At 69.0% G+C, this 17,086-nt stretch carries 14 protein-coding genes, 1 tRNA gene and 1 pseudogene; 10 read left to right on the top strand and 6 right to left on the bottom strand.

Going from position 1 to position 17,086, the window contains the following annotated elements:
- The first annotated feature begins 22 nt into the window (after positions 1–22).
- The 3 genes from pheA to V1460_RS01130 all read left to right on the top strand — a co-directional run bounded on the left by pheA (position 23) and on the right by V1460_RS01130 (position 3,691).
- The gene (gene pheA, locus V1460_RS01140) at positions 23–973 is read left to right on the top strand and encodes a prephenate dehydratase (RefSeq protein WP_338671578.1); all 951 of its coding nucleotides are present in this window, start codon (positions 23–25) and stop codon (positions 971–973) included.
- A 628-nt stretch (positions 974–1,601) separates the two neighbouring features.
- Positions 1,602–2,879, top strand: a complete 1,278-nt coding sequence (gene serS, locus V1460_RS01135; protein ID WP_338671577.1) for a serine--tRNA ligase — start codon at positions 1,602–1,604, stop codon at positions 2,877–2,879.
- Entirely contained in the window at positions 2,876–3,691 is an 816-nt protein-coding gene (locus V1460_RS01130; RefSeq protein ID WP_338671576.1) for a Cof-type HAD-IIB family hydrolase, read from the top strand. Before serS ends, V1460_RS01130 begins: the two co-directional genes overlap by 4 nt.
- Positions 3,692–3,704: 13 nt before the next feature.
- Here the strand turns inward: V1460_RS01130 and V1460_RS01125 are convergent.
- The 5 genes from V1460_RS01125 to V1460_RS01105 all read right to left on the bottom strand — a co-directional run bounded on the left by V1460_RS01125 (position 3,705) and on the right by V1460_RS01105 (position 7,783).
- A tRNA-Glu gene (locus tag V1460_RS01125) sits at positions 3,705–3,814 on the bottom strand.
- A gap of 381 nt (positions 3,815–4,195) precedes the next feature.
- On the bottom strand, positions 4,196–4,915 hold the full coding sequence (locus tag V1460_RS01120) for an ABC transporter permease (RefSeq protein ID WP_338671575.1): 720 nt from the start codon (positions 4,913–4,915) through the stop codon (positions 4,196–4,198).
- A gap of 15 nt (positions 4,916–4,930) precedes the next feature.
- A complete protein-coding gene (locus tag V1460_RS01115; protein ID WP_338671574.1) occupies positions 4,931–5,842 on the bottom strand; it encodes an ABC transporter ATP-binding protein in 912 nt (303 codons plus the stop codon).
- Between the two features lie 49 nt (positions 5,843–5,891).
- Complete coding sequence (locus tag V1460_RS01110; RefSeq protein ID WP_338671573.1) at positions 5,892–6,815, bottom strand: ABC transporter permease; 924 nt, start codon at positions 6,813–6,815, stop codon at positions 5,892–5,894.
- On the bottom strand, positions 6,812–7,783 hold the full coding sequence (locus V1460_RS01105) for an ABC transporter ATP-binding protein (protein ID WP_338677845.1): 972 nt from the start codon (positions 7,781–7,783) through the stop codon (positions 6,812–6,814). The genes V1460_RS01110 and V1460_RS01105 overlap by 4 nt, the downstream gene beginning before the upstream one ends.
- Positions 7,784–8,169: 386 nt before the next feature.
- Between V1460_RS01105 and V1460_RS01100 the strand changes: the two genes are divergently transcribed.
- From V1460_RS01100 to V1460_RS01090, 3 genes are all read left to right on the top strand, one after another.
- Positions 8,170–9,978: an SDR family oxidoreductase gene (locus V1460_RS01100; protein WP_338671572.1), complete on the top strand. Its 1,809-nt coding sequence runs from the start codon at positions 8,170–8,172 to the stop codon at positions 9,976–9,978.
- A 2-nt stretch (positions 9,979–9,980) separates the two neighbouring features.
- On the top strand, positions 9,981–10,934 hold the full coding sequence (locus tag V1460_RS01095) for a MerR family transcriptional regulator (protein ID WP_338677844.1): 954 nt from the start codon (positions 9,981–9,983) through the stop codon (positions 10,932–10,934).
- 178 nt (positions 10,935–11,112) lie between these two features.
- Entirely contained in the window at positions 11,113–11,664 is a 552-nt protein-coding gene (locus V1460_RS01090) for an RNA 2'-phosphotransferase (RefSeq protein WP_338671571.1), read from the top strand.
- Between the two features lie 33 nt (positions 11,665–11,697).
- Here the strand turns inward: V1460_RS01090 and V1460_RS01085 are convergent.
- A pseudogene (locus V1460_RS01085) lies at positions 11,698–12,378 on the bottom strand (LLM class flavin-dependent oxidoreductase); the annotation flags it as partial.
- Positions 12,379–12,407: 29 nt separating this feature from the next.
- On the opposite strand from V1460_RS01085, the gene V1460_RS01080 reads away from it, so the two are divergent.
- The 4 genes from V1460_RS01080 to V1460_RS01065 all read left to right on the top strand — a co-directional run bounded on the left by V1460_RS01080 (position 12,408) and on the right by V1460_RS01065 (position 16,967).
- Positions 12,408–13,841 carry a recombinase family protein gene (locus tag V1460_RS01080; RefSeq protein WP_338671570.1) on the top strand — a complete coding sequence of 478 codons (1,434 nt, stop codon included), beginning with the start codon at positions 12,408–12,410 and terminating at the stop codon, positions 13,839–13,841.
- A gap of 237 nt (positions 13,842–14,078) precedes the next feature.
- On the top strand, positions 14,079–14,267 hold the full coding sequence (locus tag V1460_RS01075) for a hypothetical protein (protein ID WP_338671569.1): 189 nt from the start codon (positions 14,079–14,081) through the stop codon (positions 14,265–14,267).
- Between the two features lie 129 nt (positions 14,268–14,396).
- Positions 14,397–15,938 (top strand): DnaB-like helicase N-terminal domain-containing protein, encoded by a 1,542-nt coding sequence (locus tag V1460_RS01070; RefSeq protein WP_338671568.1) that lies wholly within the window; start codon positions 14,397–14,399, stop codon positions 15,936–15,938.
- Between the two features lie 279 nt (positions 15,939–16,217).
- On the top strand, positions 16,218–16,967 hold the full coding sequence (locus V1460_RS01065; protein WP_338671567.1) for a DUF2637 domain-containing protein: 750 nt from the start codon (positions 16,218–16,220) through the stop codon (positions 16,965–16,967).
- Positions 16,968–17,086 lie beyond the last annotated feature (119 nt).

Here is a 17,086-nt window from a genome sequence, read left to right as displayed (position 1 = left end):
TGGGCGCACTAGGGTGACGGGTATGTCCGCCATGCGCTACACCTATCTCGGCCCCGAGGGCACCTTCACCGAGGCGGCCCTGCGTACCCTGCCCGAGGCAGCGACCCGGGAGCTTGTCCCGATGGTGTCCGTACCGGCCGCCCTCGACGCCGTACGCAACGGAGAGGCCGCCGCCGCGCTGGTGCCGATCGAGAACTCGGTGGAGGGCGGGGTCACCGCGACTCTGGACGAATTGGCGTCGGGCGAGCCGCTGATGATCTACCGAGAGGTGCTGCTGCCGATCACGTTCGCGCTGCTGGCACGTCCTGGCACCACGCTGTCCGACGTGAAGACGGTGACCGGGCATCCGGTGGCGCAGCCGCAGGTGCGCAACTGGCTGCGGGCCCGGTTGCCCGACGCCGTGTGGGAGTCGGCCGCGTCGAACGCCGACGGTGCGCGGCTGGTACAGGAGGGGCGTTTCGACGCCGCCTTCGCGGGGGAGTTCGCGGCGGCGACCTACGGGCTTGAGCCACTGGTCACCGACATCCATGACGCCGAGAACGCGGAGACGCGGTTCGTGCTGGTCGGGCGTCCCGCGAGGCCCGCCGCACCGACTGGTGCCGACAAGACCTCGATCGTCATCTGGCAGCGCGACGACCACCCGGGCGCCTTGCTGGAACTGCTCCAGGAGTTCGCCGTCCGCGGTGTGAACCTGATGCTGCTGCAGTCGCGGCCGACGGGCGCGGGCATCGGGAACTACTGCTTCGCGATCGATGCCGAGGGCCATATCGCGGACCGCCGGGTCGGCGAGGCACTGATGGGACTGAAGCGGATCTGCCCGAAAGTCCGGTTCCTCGGGTCGTATCCGCAGGCGGGTGTGTCACCGCCGGAGCAGCAAGGCCCCCAGGAGCGGACGCTGCGCCGGGGGACATCCGACGCGGATTTCGTGGCGGCCTCGGATTGGCTGGCGCGCTGCCAGGACGGCCGCGCGTAACCGCTCGCCCAGTTTCCGTCACCCATCGGCAAAAGTTATCCACAGGGCCATCCCTCGGCCTGGGGACAAGTCGATACCGTCGATCGACATGGTCGACAAATCGCTCCACTGGCCCCACATGCATCCACAGCGCGTCACGACGGCCCCTCAAAGCAATTACCTTGATCGAATCTACAGATCCGGGAATTGCCACCCGAAAGAGTGCACGAAGCGGGTTCAAGAGAGGGCCCACCTGAAACTCGATGATCCTTAAACCAGGATCAGCCTCAACGCCGGAACGATCCCCTCCGCAATCCACAGACAACCGAAGCACCCTGTGGATAACTTTCACGGAACGCCACACCCTGTGGACAACCCGCACCGACAATGCCGCGGCGCGGCACCCAGGCCCGACAGTCGGGACGAGCAAGCGCCCGCTCCCGCGACCACCCCCCGCGACCACCCCCTCGGCGACCGGATCACCGGCCGGACATCCACCGCCCCGACCAACAGTCGATGCCGTTCCGGATCCACGACCGCTTTTCCCATATCCGACATTTTCTGACAGTCGAGGCAATTGCGATAAAGGGACACGCACGCGATATCAATCGGGTGGGGAAGCGACAGACGGCACCGGTAGCCTGGGGGGGTGATTGACCTTCGCCTGCTCCGTGAGGACCCCGACCGTGTTCGCGCCTCCCAGCGCGCCCGTGGAGAGGACGTCGGCATTGTCGACGCCCTGCTCTCAGCCGATGAGCGGCGCAGGTCGTCCGGCATCCGCTTCGATGAACTCCGCTCCGAGCAGAAGTCGCTCGGCAAGCTCATCCCCAAGGCGTCGCCCGACGAGCGCGCGGAGCTGCTGAAGAAGGCCGAGCAGCTGAAGACCGACGTCAAGGCGGCCGAGGCGGAGCAGAACGACGCCGACGAGGAGACCCGTCGGCTGGCGCTCCAGCTCGGCAACCTGGTCCACCCCGATGTGCCCGTCGGCGGCGAGGAGGACTTCGTCGTCCTGGAGACCCATGGCACGATCCGGGACTTCACCGCCGAAGGCTTCGAGCCCAAGGACCACTTGGAGCTCGGCGAGGCGCTCGGCGCCATCGACGTGGAACGGGGCGCGAAGGTCTCAGGGTCGCGCTTCTACTATCTGACGGGTGTCGGTGCCCTGCTGGAGCTCGCGCTCGTGAACGCGGCGATCGCCCAGGCCACCGAGGCGGGGTTCATCCCTATGCTGACCCCCGCGCTGGTCCGCCCGCGCGCCATGGAGGGCACCGGCTTCCTCGGCCAGGCCGCGGAGAACGTGTACCACCTGGAGAAGGACGACTTCTACCTGGTGGGCACGTCCGAAGTGCCGCTGGCGGCGTACCACATGGACGAGATCATCGACGCGGACAAGCTGCCGCTGCGGTACGCGGGCTTCTCGCCCTGCTTCCGGCGTGAGGCCGGCACCTACGGCAAGGACACCCGCGGAATCTTCCGTGTGCACCAGTTCGACAAGGTCGAGATGTTCACCTACGTCGACCCGGACGACGCCCAGAACGAGCACCAGCGGCTCCTCGAGTGGGAGAAGCAGTGGCTGAACGCCCTGGAGCTGCCGTTCCAGGTCATCGACGTGGCCTCCGGCGACCTCGGCTCGTCCGCCTCGCGTAAGTACGACTGCGAAGCGTGGATCCCCACTCAGGGCAAGTACCGCGAGCTGACCTCCGCTTCGAACTGCGACGGCTTCCAGGCCCGCCGCCTGTCGGTCCGCGTGCGGGACGGCAAGCAGGTCAAGCCGCTCGCCACGCTGAACGGCACGTTGTGCGCCGTGCCGCGCACGATCGTCGCGATCCTGGAGAACCACCAGTTGGCTGACGGTTCGGTGCGGGTGCCCGAGATCCTGCGCCCCTACCTCGGTGGCCGTGAGGTCCTGGAGCCTGTCGACAAGTGAGCCCCGCCTCCCTTCTTCCGTTCCGGTTGATAGCCACAGACCTCGACGGGACGCTGCTGCGCTCCGACGGCACGGTCTCCGGGCGTACGCGCGAAGCGCTCGCCGCCGCAACGGCGGCGGGCGCGGCGCACATCGTCGTCACCGGGCGTGCCGTGCCCTGGACCCGTCACATACTGGACGCCCTGGACTACCGGGGTCTCGCGGTCTGCGGTCAGGGTGCTCAGGTCTACCACGCGGGGGAGCACCGGCTGCTGACCTCGGTGACCATGGACCGGCAGCTTGCCGGGATCGCGGTCGCCAAGCTGGAAGCGGAGGTCGGGCCGCTCGCACTGGCCGCTTCCCGCGACGGCCTGGACGGCAAGGTCGTCCTCGGGCCCGGTTATGAGTTCCAGGGCTACGAGCTGCCGGTGGTCGCCGCGACCGATCCGGCCGAGTTGTGGTCGGCGCCGCTCACCAAGGTCTATGTGCAGCATCCGACACTCGGCGACGACGAGTTGACGCGGATGGCACGTGAGACGGTGGGCGGCCTGGTCGATGTGGTGCTGGCGGGGGCGGGGATCGTCGAGCTGCTGCCCCTGGGACTCACCAAGGCCACCGGACTCTCGCTCGCCGCACGCCGGCTGGGTGTGAAGGCCGCGCAGACGATCTCCTTCGGGGACATGCCCAATGACATCCCGATGCTCGCCTGGTCCGGTCATGGTGTGGCGATGGCCAACGCCCATGACGAACTCAAGGCCGTGGCCCAGGAGATCGCCGCTTCGAACGACCACGACGGCATCGCGCTGGTGATCGAGAAGCTGCTGGCCGGCTGAGCAAGCCGGATCGCGGAGGATGCGCGGATCGAACGCGCGCGGGGGAATCCCCGACCATGGCTCTCCGCTGAGCGAACATCGAACACAGCGCGAGCCGGTGCCTTACCACTCGGCCAATCCTCCGGGAGGGTGGCCCGCGCTTTCGCGCGCTCGAAGCGGCCACCCCGGGCAGCGTGCGGGCGGCTCGACGGAGTCCGATGATTACTCCGAAGCCTGCCGCGCGCCGCCCTGCGGGGAGCTCGGCGGACTCGTGCATCCGGTCATCGCCGTTCTCCTCCCCGGTCTCGGTATCTCGTCGGGCTTTTGCGTCGCACTGCCGTGCGCTGTCTCCATCACTCTGCCGTGCGAGGCGGTTGGGCGCCACCGAATTACACGGGATCACGGCGAAGCCCCCGGAACCGACGAATCGGTGGATTCCGGGGGCTCTCCACAACACGCTTGCCATACCGCGTCACCGGCGGTGTCGCGTCACCTCTCGCTCCGCATCACCTGGGGTATACCGCGTCACTCTTCTCCGGCCAGGGTCAGCGTCCGCAGCTTCTGCCCCGCGTACGCGGTCGCCAGCAGTGTCACGCCCACCAGGAGCGACACGGCCACGGGCAGACCCACGTCCGAGGCGATCATGCCCTCGGGCCCGACCCTCTCGGCCAGCGCAAGCGACCACTGCTGCACGCTGAGCGTCTTCGCACCCTCGATCAGGCTGCCGAAGAGGGTCTCCCACACCAGGGCGTAGACGAGTCCGATCACCACAGCATGTCGGCTGACCGTGCCGAGCAGCAGGAAGAGTGCGCTGTACGCGATCGAGGAAACCAGTGCGGCGACCGTGTAGGCCGTGGCGATCTGCTGGCCGTTGCCGTTCAGGATGAGGCCCGCCAGCAGCGTGGGGATGGCGGAGAAGGCCATCGTCACGGCGATCGCCACGATCAGCTTGGTGGTGATGATGGTCGGGCGCTTCACCGGCTTGGAGAGCAGATAGACGATCGAACCGTCGTCGATCTCCGGCCCGATGGCACCGGTGCCGGCGATCACACCGATCAGCGGCACCATGGTCGCGATGGCGAAACCGCCCAGCACGTCCGATGCGATCTGGTCGTCCACACCGTTGAACAGCCTGATCATGGCCGCGATCAGCAGCAGCAGCCCGGGCAGCACGAAGAGGACCGCGGCCCGGCGGCGGCCGAGAAGGGCCCGGTAGGTGAGCCGGGCGACAGTGGGGTTGTACATGTCGATGGCTCCTTTTCAGGCCGCTACGAGGTACGAGAAGACCGACTCGAGGGACTCGTCCGACGGCGAGACCGTGAGCAGCCGGATCGAGTGCTCGCGGGCGACCCTCGGCAGCAGTTCGGTGAACCGCCCGAAGTCGACCGCCTGGATCCGCAACGCGCCTTCGCGTACGTCCACTTCGATACCGGCCGTCGACGGGTCGGCGATCAGCGCGGCGGCGAGCGCCCGGTCGTCGCTGGAGCGGACCAGGTAGCGGTGCGGTCGGTCCGTCATCAGGCGCCGGATCTTGCGGAAGTCGCCACTCGCGGCATGCCGACCGGCCACGATCACCTCGATGTGGGAGGCGAGTTGCTCGACCTCCTCCAGGATGTGCGAGGAGAACAGGACCGTACGGCCGTCGGCGCCCATCCGCCGCAGCAGGTCCATCAACTGCATGCGCTGGCGCGGATCCATGCCGTTGAACGGCTCGTCCAGGAGCAGCACGCTGGGCTGGTGCACGAGGGCGGAAGCCATCTTCACCCGCTGGCGCATGCCCTTGCTGTACGTGGCGATCTTGCGGTCCTGCGCATACTCCATCTCGACCGTCGCCAGGGCCTGCTGGGCCTCCTTGGCGCCGAGTCCGTGCAATTCGGCGTTGGCGACGACGAATTCCCGGCCGGTGAGGAAGTCGTACATGGCCTCCCGCTCCGGCACGACGCCGATCTGCCGGTAGACCGACTCATTGCGCCAGATCGGCTGCCCGTCGAGAGTGACGGCGCCCGTTGAGGGGGCGAGGAAGCCGCCCATCATGTTGATGAGTGTGGACTTGCCCGCGCCGTTGGGGCCGAGCAGCCCGGTCACACCCGGACCGATCTCCATGGTCACGTCGTTGACGGCGACCACGTTGCCGAACCAGCGGGAGGTGTGGTCGATGGTGAGAGTACTCATGGGCGCAGCCCATTCCTTCGAGGGGTGGTGGTGGGTGACGGTTGGGAGGTCACAGCCCCACCTTCCGGTAGCGGCGCATCAGCACGGCGTGGGAACCGATGATCAGCGCGAGGACGACCAGCAGATACACCGCGCCGGCAGCGCCGCCGGGGCCGTCGCCGCTGGGGAAGGAGGTGGTCGCGCCGAGGAAGGCGGTCTGCACTCCGTCGATCAGCGTGATGGGCGAGAAGAGCCCCATCCACTGCACCACACCGGTGGCTCCGGTCTCGCCCGCGATGGCCTGGACCGTGGACACCGCCCCGTAGGAGAGGGTGAAGGTCGCGATGACGGCGGCGACTCCGAAGCCGCGACGCGGCGTGAGCGCCGCCATGACCAGACCCAGCCCGCCGAACAGCAGCGACAGCAGGGCCACCGACACCAGCGCCTGGGCCAAGCCCTTCGTCTGGTCGGCGAAGTCCATCTTCGCGAGCAGCGATCCGATGTACAGGATCAGCAGCGGCACACCGGTGAGCACGAACAGCGCGGACGCCATGGCGCCGACCTTGGCGAGCACGTAGTCCACCCGCTCGATCGGGCGGGAGAAGTACAGCGGCACCGTCTTGAACCTGAGGTCCCGGGAGACCGACTGCGGCGCCTGCGCGGCCAGGAAGAGGCCGATGACCGCCTGCATGATGATCGCGTAGCGCGTGTACTCGACCGGCAGCTCCGTCATCTTCGTGGTGACCGCGACAGCGACGATGATCGCCGCCGGCACGCACATCACGGCGAACAGGATCATCGGCAGCACCTTGGACTTGGCGCTCCGGCCGAGTCCGTACGCACCGCGCAGCGATTGCGAGAAGAGCGAGCGGCGGGCGTAGGCCCGGCCCAACCTGGCGCCGTCGTAGCTGCGGTAGCCGATGTTGTGGATACGGGTGCCGCGGTCGCGTGTGTCGCGGTGGGCGTCCACGGTGCGGGGTGTCGGGGTGCTCATCGCGCCGGGACCTCCATGGGCTGGGGCTGAGCCGCTGCCTGCGGACGGAAGACCTCCGCGATGTGGTGGCGGCGCTGTTCCATCCGTACCAGTCCGAGGCCGAGGGCGGCGACGGTGTCGCGGACGATGTCGTAGGTCTCCTCGCCGGTCGCCTCCAGCAGGAGGATGTGGCCGGCGCCCGGCAGTCCCTCCTCGACCTCGGCGTGCAGGGTGATCCCGGCGGCGGTCAGAGCCTTCCGCAGCGCCGCCGCCCCGTCAGGGTGGGCGTCGCTGTCGGTGACCTCGACCGCGAGGGTGGTCGTGGTCTGGGTGAAGTCGCTGGTGGAGCTGGAACGCAGCAGGGTGCCGCCGTCCACCACCACCACATGGTCACAGGTGCGTTCGAGCTCGCCCAGCAGATGGGAGGTGACCAGAACGGAGATGCCGAAGTCGGTGTACACGCGGCGGATCAGGCCGAGCATCTCGTCGCGGCCGACCGGGTCCAGACCGTTGGTCGGCTCGTCGAGCAGTACGAGCTGGGGATCGTGGACCAGCGCCTGGGCGAGCTTGACCCGCTGTTTCATGCCTGTCGAGTAGCCGCCGATCGGGCGGTAGCGCTCCTCGTAGAGCCCGACATGGCGCAGGGTGTCCGCGGTGCGCTCGCGGGCCGCGGTCGGCGGAAGTCCGGACATGCGCGCCATGTGGACGACGAACTCCGTGGCGGAGACGTCCGGCGGCAGGCAGTCGTGCTCGGGCATGTAGCCGACCCGCTCGCGGATGGCGGCGCCGGAGGTGGCGACGTCCAGGCCGAGCACCTCGGCGCGGCCTTCCGTGGCGGGGGACAGACCCAGCAGGATCTTGATCAGTGTGGACTTGCCGGCCCCGTTGGCGCCCACCAGTCCGGTCACGCCGGGCCCGATGTCCAGGGAGAGCCGGTCAAGCGCGGTCACCCGGGGGAACCGCTTGCTGAGGCTTTCGGTCACGATCACAGTCACGCTACGACGGTAGTGGCGGGGACCGGAGCCGTCGTCAGCCTTGACGGCTGTTCCGCATCAGACTCTGGTCGTACGGATTCCAGGGACGACAGCCCCGACAGGAGGAGCGGGCCCGGTGACAGAAGGGGGCCCCGTGGGGCCGGAGTCGGCCGAGGAGCACCGGCGGAGTTGTCCACAGGCTTGCGCACTGCCCTTGACGCAGTCGTCGGGCATTGTCACATTCATCAATGTCACCATGCGGACACGGAGCGCGAAGCGCCGCGGGACAAGAGTCCGGGCCGGCATGGGGCCGACGGCCGGCGCGTGCCGAAGCGCGACCGCGAACCGTGGTCGACGACGCGTTCGAAACGGGGGACGGAGCCTGGGAGGGCGGTGTGGGCATGAGCCTTGAGGGCGCACGCGAACGACGGGTGCGGACGGGCGGAATCGAGCTGTGCGTCGCCGAGCTCGGCGACGAGACCCGGCCGACGGTGGTGCTGGTGCACGGCTATCCCGACAGCAAGGAGGTGTGGTCCGAGGTCGCCTCCAGGCTGGCCGCGAGCTTCCATGTGGTGCTGTACGACGTGCGGGGGCACGGGCACTCCACGGCTCCGCTGCCGCTGCGCGGCGGCTTCACCCTGGAGAAGCTGACCGACGACTTCCTGGCGGTCGCTGACGCGGTCAGCCCCGACCGCCCGGTGCATCTGGTCGGGCACGACTGGGGGTCCGTGCAGGGTTGGGAGTTCGTCACGGTCGCGCGGACCAAGGGCCGGATCGCCTCGTTCACCTCGATGTCCGGGCCTTCGCTCGATCATTTCGGGCACTGGATCAAGCAGCGCCTCACCCGGCCGACCCCGCGCCGCGTCGGCCAGCTCGTCGGCCAATGGGCCAAGTCCTGGTACGTGTACGCCCTGCACACACCGGCCCTGCCCGAGCTTGCGTGGCGCGGTCCGCTCGGCAAGCGATGGCCGAAGATCCTCCAGCGGATGGAGAAGGTGCCTGGCGGGGAGTACCCCACGGCCTCGCTTCCGTCCGATGCCGCGCATGGCGCCTGGCTCTACCGTGACAACGTTCGCGCCCGGCTGCGCCGCCCCCGCTCGGACGCGTACGCACACGTACCGGTGCAGCTGATCACCCCGACCAAGGACGCCTATCTGTCCGGGCGGCTCTACGACGGCCTCGGGCAGTGGGCGCCCGGTCTTGTGCGCCACACGCTGCCCGCCAAGCACTGGGTGCCCCGCACGCGGCCGGACCAACTGACTGTCTGGATCACCGACTTCGTCAACGCACGGGAAGCGGATGCGGAGGCCGTCCCTCGTCCGACGACCGGGTCGAAGAGCGCCTCCTCGGTCCCCGGGCGACACCGGCGACGGCATCGCGCGTTCGCCGAACGCTTCGGTGGCCAACTGGTGTTGGTCACCGGCGCGGCAAGCGGGATCGGACAGGCCACCGCGCTGGCGTTCGCCAGGTCGGGTGCACGGGTCGTCGCCGTCGACGTGGATGCCGCGGGAGCCGCGGGCACGGCCGCCAGGGCCCGGCAGCTCGGCTCTCCGGAAGCCTGGGGGGAGCAGGCGGACGTCGGCGACGAGCAGGCGATGGAGAAGCTCGCCGGGCGGGTCGCCGCCGACCACGGCATTGTCGATGTGCTGGTCAACAACGCCGGGATCGGGCTCGCTGGCTCCTTCTTCGACACCACGGACGAGGACTGGCGCCGGTTGCTCGACGTCAATCTGTGGGGGGTCATCCACGGCTGCCGGATCTTCGGCAGGCAGATGGTCGAGCGCGGCCAGGGCGGCCATATCGTCAACATCGCCTCGGCCGCGGCCTTTCAGCCGTCCAGGACGCTGTCCGCCTACGCCACGTCGAAAGCAGGGGTGCTGATGCTCAGCGAGTGCCTGCGGGCGGAGCTGGCGGGAAAGGACATCGGGGTGTCGGCGATATGCCCCGGCATCGTGAACACCCACATCACCGCCACCACGCGGTTCACCGGGGTGTCGGACGAGGAGCAGCAGCGCCGGCGGCAGAAGTCGTCACGGCTGTACGCACGGCGCAACTACCCTCCTGGGCGGGTCGCCGACGCGGTGCTGTACGCCGTACTGCGAAACGAGGCGGTGGTCGCGGTGACCCCGGAGGCCAGGGGTGCCCGTCTGCTGTCCCGTGCCACCCCTGGGGCGACGCGCGCGATGGCCCGCTGGGAGCCACGGCTGTGAGCATGTCGGGGCAGCCGTCCACCGGCTACCGCGCCGAGTACCGGATCGAGGACCTGGCGCACCACAGTGGTGCCACGGTCCGGACGATTCGCGCCTACCAGGACCGGGGGCTGCTGCCCAAGCCTGAGCGGCGCGGGCGGTCCAATGTGTACGGAGACTCGCATCTGGCCCGACTGCGGCAGATCGCCGAACTCCTCGACCGGGGCTACACACTGGCCTCGATCAAGGAGCTGCTGGAGGCATGGGACACGGGACGGGGACTCGGCGGCGTACTCGGCCTGGTCGCCGAGGTCCAGGGCCCTTGGACCGACGAGGTGGCCGACCGCATCAGCCGTTCCGAACTCGCCGCGAGGTTCCGGGGGTCACCGGGCGAGGCGGCTATCGCCGAGGCCCTGGAGCTCGGCGTTCTGGAGCGCGTCCCAGGCGAGGAAGACGAGTTTCTGGTCCCGAGCCCCCAAGAGCTGTCTGTGGCATTCGAGTTGCACGAGGCGGGTGCACCGCTCGGCGCGATCACCCTGCACCTGCGCGAACTTCGCGCCCACATGGAGCACATAGCTTCCCGTTTCCTGGAGTTCACCACCGAGCATGTCTTCGCCCGCTACCTGGGCCATAGCCCACCGACGGACGCAGACGCCGCGGAGGCGGCGGCGATGGTACGGCGGCTCAGACCGCTGGCACAGCAGGCGGTCGATGCCGAACTGGCTCGTGCCATGAGGATGTTCGCCACCAGGGAGCTCGACCATCACCTGAAGGTGGAAATCCCGCCGGCCAGAGACGACGCGCCCCGCACGGTGATGCTTCCGGTCACGACAATCCATTCCGTGGAGCGTCTTGTTGGGGCGGCACACGCGAGCGCGTTCATCACCTCGGCGGTGGAACGCGAGCTCCACACCCGGATTTTGGACACAATCGCACCAATACAGCCCAAATCCGATGAAGTTGATCAAATGCGATGAACGACAAGGTGGTTGTCCACAGGAGCGGCAATTCTCCTTGTGGATAACAGACTTGGCTGTGGACCAAACATATGCAGCACCATCGTCCGGATGAAATCTCATGGCGGTGAGGCCACCGGCCAGGCACGCTGACGAGACGGACGGCTGAACGGGGTGAACGGTGAGCGGGTCGAGCGAGATGGATGAAAGACGCGCCGTGAAGGTGTCGAAGTACCTGGCGAAGCATCTGCGGCATCAGCCGGAGCGGATCGGGATCGCTCTCGACCCGAATGGCTGGATCTCCATCGAGGAGTTGCTCCGCGCCGCCGACGCGCACGGCTTCCCCATCACCCGGGCCGAGCTGGAGCATGTCGTCGCCGTCAACGACAAGCGGCGCTACACGATCGACGGCGACCGCATCAGGGCCAGCCAGGGGCACACCGTCCAGGTCGATCTGGAACTCCCGGTCGCCGAACCGCCTCCGCACCTCTACCACGGCACTGTCGCGCGCCTCCTGGACGCGATCCGCGCCGAGGGCCTTCGTCCCATGGCCCGCCACCATGTACACCTGTCACCCGACCGCGAGACGGCCACCCGCGTGGGCGCCCGCCGGGGCCGGCCGGTCGTCCTCGGTGTGGACGCGGGCGCCATGCACCGAGCCGGTCATGTGTTCCATGTGAGCGCGAACGGCGTCTGGCTGGCGGACACGGTGCCACCGGAGTTCCTGCGCTTCCCGGACAGGAGCGGCTGAGCTCTCCCCCAACCGCCCGGCGAGGCGCGCGGTTCAGCGGAGGTGGGCGGCTGCCTCGGTGGCGATCTTCTCGAAGACGGACAGGTCAGCGGCGAAGTCCGAGTCGGGGATCGGCCAGTGGATCACGATCTCGGTGAAGCCCAGGTCCTGGTGGCGCCCCGCGAAGTCCACGAAGGCGTTCAGTGACTCCAGAGGACGTCCACGGTCCGGGGTGAAGCCGGTGAGAAGGATCTTGTCGAGATCTGCCTCTTTCCGGTCGATCTCCGTGCATGCCTTGCCGAGCTTCTCGACCTGGCCGCGGATGGCTTCGACGGACTGCTCCGGCGTGCCCTCCTCGTACAGCTTCGGGTCACCGGTGGTCACCCACGCCTGTCCGTACCGTGCCGCCAGCTTCAGCCCCCGCGGGCCGGTCGCCGCCACCGCGAACGGCAGCCGGGGCCGCTGAACGCAGCCGGGGAGGTTGCGCGCTTCCACGGCGGAGTAGTGGGTGCCCTTTGCGCTGACGGCGCCCTCCGTGAGCAGCCGGTCGAGCAGCGGTACGAACTCGCCGAACCGGTCCGCCCGCTCCTTCGGCGTCCATGGTTCCTGCCCCAGTGCGGTCGCGTCGAAGCCATTGCCGCCCGCCCCGATGCCGAGCGTGAACCGTCCGTCCGAGACGTCGTCCAGGGAGATCAGCTCCTTGGCGAGCGTCACGGGGTGCCGGAAGTTGGGCGAGCCCAACCCATGCTCATACCATCGGTGCCATGCCCCGCCCCAAACGCCGAGAGCCGACCATCACCCCAGGTGAACCGGCCGCCCTGTACTGCCGAATATCCCAGGCCGACGATGACGACCAGACCGGCGTCGACCGGCAGGAACGTATCTGCCGAGAGATCGCCGAACGGCGCGGCCTGGCCATCGACCCCGCCCACGTTTTCGTCGACAACAGCCGATCCGCCTGGCGGCGCAACCGCAAGCGCCCCGGCTGGGACCAGCTCCTCGAACGCGCCCGGCGCCGCGAGTTCCGGCACATCATCGCGTACCACCCCGACCGGCTTATGCGGCAGCCGCGAGACCTGGAGGAACTCCTCCAGGTCTCCGACGAGCAGGAGATCGTGCTGCACGGCGAAGCGAACCGCCGGAACCTCTCCGACCCCGACGACCGCTTCATCCTCCGCATCGAGGTCGCCCATGCCTGCCGCTCCTCCGACGACACCTCGCGCCGCCTGAAGTCCGCGCTGGCGGAGCGGGCCGAGACCGGCATGCCGCACTCGGGCAAGCGGCGATACGGGTACGAGGCCGACGGCATGACCGTCAGGGAGGACGAGGCCGAGATCGTCCGCGAGGTATTCGACCGCTACCTCAAGGGCCAGAGTCCGGTCGCCATCGCCCTCGTCCTCCACAAGCGCGACATCAAGACCGTGTACGGCAAGGAGTGGACCCAGGGCACGGTCCGGGCCCTGCTCGACTCCCGCCACGTCGCCGGCATCCGCATGCACCAGGGCGAGGAGGTCGGTGCCGGGAAGTGGCCGGCCATCATCGACGCCGGCACCTGGGCCGAGGTGCGCGCCCGCCGCGAGTACCGGTCCGCGATCCACCAGACCAACCTGGAACTGCGCCGTTTCTACCTGCTGCGCGGACTGGTCATGTGCAGGCGCTGCGGCACCCTCATGTCGGGCACGAAGGTCGGGGCCGTGCCCTCGTACCTGTGCACGCGCAAGAGCCGCAACGACGAGAAGAAGTGCGTGCGCCGCATCGCCGCCGTGAAGCTGGAGGAGTTCGTCACCGAGGCCGCGATCGATTTGCTCGGCCGACTCACGGTCTCCGGCCAACTCGCCTCCGCCACACCGACGAACGCCCTGACCGAGGCGGTGGAGGCGGACCAGCGGCAGCTCGCCGAGCTCAACCAGATGTGGACCGCCAAGGAGATCTCCACGGCGGAGTACCGGGCGATGCGCAAGGAGATCACAGACCGGATCGCCAAGGCCCAGCGACGGATGGTCGTGCGGCCGGTGAAGCTGCTCGACGGGCTCACGGGGCCGGGGGCCAGGGCTGCCTGGGAGGCCGACGAGATGACGGACGAGCGGCGCAACGCCGTGCTCCGCTTCCTCTTCTCCGGCGTGGTCATCGACGCGTCGAGCAAGCCGAGCGGAGTCTTCGACTGGGACCGCATCGACATCGAGCAAAACCAGCTCTGACCACAGGGCACGGGCTCGGGCGAGGGCGCATTATCCACGAAATCGCCGGTTAGCCCAACCGGCCATTTTCCGGAAACTGAGGGCGTCGCGTGCGGATGACCTGCCAGTCGTCCGTGAGCGCGGCACGCGCGGCCCCAGGTGTTGGAGCACCTGGAAGCAGCGCGATGCAACCGACCGCCCGACGACCTCATGCGGTGCGGGGACTGCCATCCCCGCACCGCCCACAAGGAGCTGCCCGTGCGCCTGCTGCCCGAGGCGAGCACAGCACCGACCACGTCCACGACGACTCAAGCCACACGACAGGAGGAAGCCCGAGCCCAGGCCCTGCGACGCGTCTGCGCCGGATTCACCACGACGATCAGCCCGCACAGCGCGGCGCGGCTGGCCGACCTGATGACCGGATCGCGGTACGAGAAGGCCGCCTGAGACCCGTACAGAGAAGCGGCCCCGGTGTTGGAGCACCAAGGCCGCAGCGACTCCCAAGACGACCGCCCAAAACGATCTACACGGTGCCGGGACCTGCCAGTCCGTATCGGCCCGAGACAAGGAAGCTCTGTGCCCCAGGGTACGACCCCGCAGTGGCAAGCACCATTCACTCACTCCCACCCCGGCCCGCAGGACGCGATCGGCGTCTCTGCCACCCCGCCTCACGACTCAGACGCCGAGACGGCCGTGCTCGGGGCGTGCATGTTCCAGAGCGCGGTCATCGACGAGGTCCGGCAGGTGCTGGAGCCCGGCGACTTCTTCCGGCCCGCGCACACCACGATCTGGCACGCCCTGCTGGAGCTGCGCAGGCAGGACGCGCCGACCGACGCGATCGCCCTGTCCCACCAGCTGAAATCCACGGGCGACCTCACGCGGGTCGGCGGACCCCAGTACCTGCACTCTCTGGCGGCTTCGGCAGCCGTGGGATCGGGCGCCTCGTACTACGCGGACATCGTCCGCAGCCATGCTGACCTGCGCGTCCTGCAGGCCACGGCGGTCCGCGTACTCCAGGGTGCCACCGCACCGGGAGCCGACCCCGCCGAGGTACGGAACCTGCTGGCGGCGTCGCTCAGCGAGGCCGCGGACCGCGCCCGCCGCAGCTCAGGCGGGCGGCTCCAGAGGTACGCCGTGGACGGCTGGTCCTTCGTCACCGACACCCCTTCCACCGCCGATCCCGTGTGGGGGACGCCGGGAAAAGCGGCCTGGGCCTCGGGTGAGAGCCTGATGCTCGTCGGGCCACCTGGCGTCGGAAAGTCGACGATCGCGCAGCAGATCGTCCTTGCTCGCCTCGGCCTGCTCGCCCAGGTCCTGGACATGCCCGTGCGCCAGGGCGAGAAGGTCCTCTACATCGCCGCGGACCGGCCCAGCCAGCTCGCCCGCGCCTTCACCCGGGTCGTGCACCAGGCCGACCGGGACATCCTGCGCCAGCGCCTGGTCTTCTGGTCGGGACCGCTGCCCGCCTCGCTCAACACCGAGCCTCAGCTTCTCGCCGAGCTGGCCGCCGAACACGGGGCGGACACTGTCGTGATCGACAGCCTCAAGGACGTGGTCGGCAAGCTCACTGACGACGAGGCCGGCCTCGCGTACAACAACGCCCGCCAGCAGCTCCTTCGCGACGGCGTCGAGCTTCTCGAACTGCACCACCAGCGCAAGCAGGGCCCCGACGCCTCGCGCACCCAGCGCCCTGTCCTCGACCAGGTCTACGGCTCGGCCTGGTTCACCGCAGGCGCGGGAAGTGTCCTGTTCCTCAGCGGCGCGGCCGGAGACCCGGTGGTCCACCTCCACCATCTCAAGACCGTCAACGACGAGATCGGCCCGCTGCCGGTCATCCACGACCACCCCCGTGGCACCTCGCGCGTCGACACGAGCCTCGACCCGCTGACCCTCCTGCGGCAGGCAGGCGCGAGCGGCCTCACCGCCCGCCAACTCGCCACCCAGATCACCGGCGAGGACAAGCCCATCGCGGCGGACATCGCCAGGGCGAGGCGTCGCCTGGAGAACCTCACCAAGAGCGGGCACGCCACGCAGGAGACCGGTGCAGGCGGCGGCACCGGCGGCGGCCAGGCGACCCGCTGGAAGGCCGTCGCCCGCCACATCAGCGCCGTGTCCTGACCGGGCGGACCCGTACGCGGTGCCGTACGCGCCCCGAACCGCCGAAGGCGCGTACGCACCGCCTCCACCGCGTACGAATCTCGGGAAACCGCAGGTCAGACGCCTACGTGCCATCGAACGGCGCATTCACACCCTTGGCGCGTACGCGCTGCCCCCTCCTTGGAGAGGGGGCAGCGTAAGCGCCCCGCCCTCACAGCTCGTGGAGATTTCCTTGCTCATCACCACACCCCCGGCTGGCACCGCCCCAGAGCTTGTCGTCACGGCGACAGGAGCGTGGGCATGACCAAGCAAAGCACCGAGCGATACGCGCTCGCGGCGGCCGGAGGCGTCATCGTCGCCCTTACCGTCGGTGCCTTCTGGCTCTCGTACGCGCACCTCGCCGAGGTCGCCGGGAAGCACGGGCTCGGCAGCTCCCCGGCGCGGCGGTGGGCGTGGCCCGCAACCCTGGACGCCTTCATCGTCGCGGGCGAGCTGCTCATGCTCCGTGCAGGTCTGCGACAAGTCACCGATCGATGGGCCATCGCCATCACCGCCATCGGGTCGGTCGGTTCCATCGCGCTCAACGTGGCGGGCGTGAGCGGAGCGGGTGACTCCCGCACTGTGCACTGGCTCGACTACGTGGTCGCTGCGGTCCCGCCGACCGCCGCGCTCCTCGCCTTCGGCGTCCTGATGCGGCAGATCCACCAGCTCGTCGCTGAGCCTGCCGACCGTCCGGTCCCCGTTCCCGATCAGGTACCTCGACCGGCGGCCGGTACTTCCGTTCAGCAACCGGAACCCCAGCAGCTGGTTCCGCAGAGCAAGCCGCGCGGCGGCCGACCGCCCGGGGCAACGCTCGACGAACTCGTGGAGATCGGCCGCATCGCCGTCGCCGAAAAGAGCAGCCTCACACGGGCAATCGTCCAGCAGGCCATACGGGACAAGGGACTTTCGGTCAGCGGCAAACGGCTGACCGAAGTGATGAACATCCTCCGGCCCGAATTCGAGCCCGACGTCGGAACCGACCCGGTCAGCGGCTGCCGGCCCCAGTGACCGGCCGGAACCTCACGGCCGGCCCGCCGAGAGTCGGCCGCCCCCTTGTCCACACCTGTGGATAAAGGAGGTGACTGCTCAGGCGCGACAAGACCCTCCCCGTTGGTCCCCCTGCCCTC

It is taken from the genome of Streptomyces sp. SCSIO 30461, from assembly GCF_037023745.1.
Classification (GTDB): domain Bacteria; phylum Actinomycetota; class Actinomycetes; order Streptomycetales; family Streptomycetaceae; genus Streptomyces.
The sequence above is the reverse complement of the archived record's forward strand: the minus strand, read 5'-3'. Positions and strand labels throughout refer to the sequence as shown.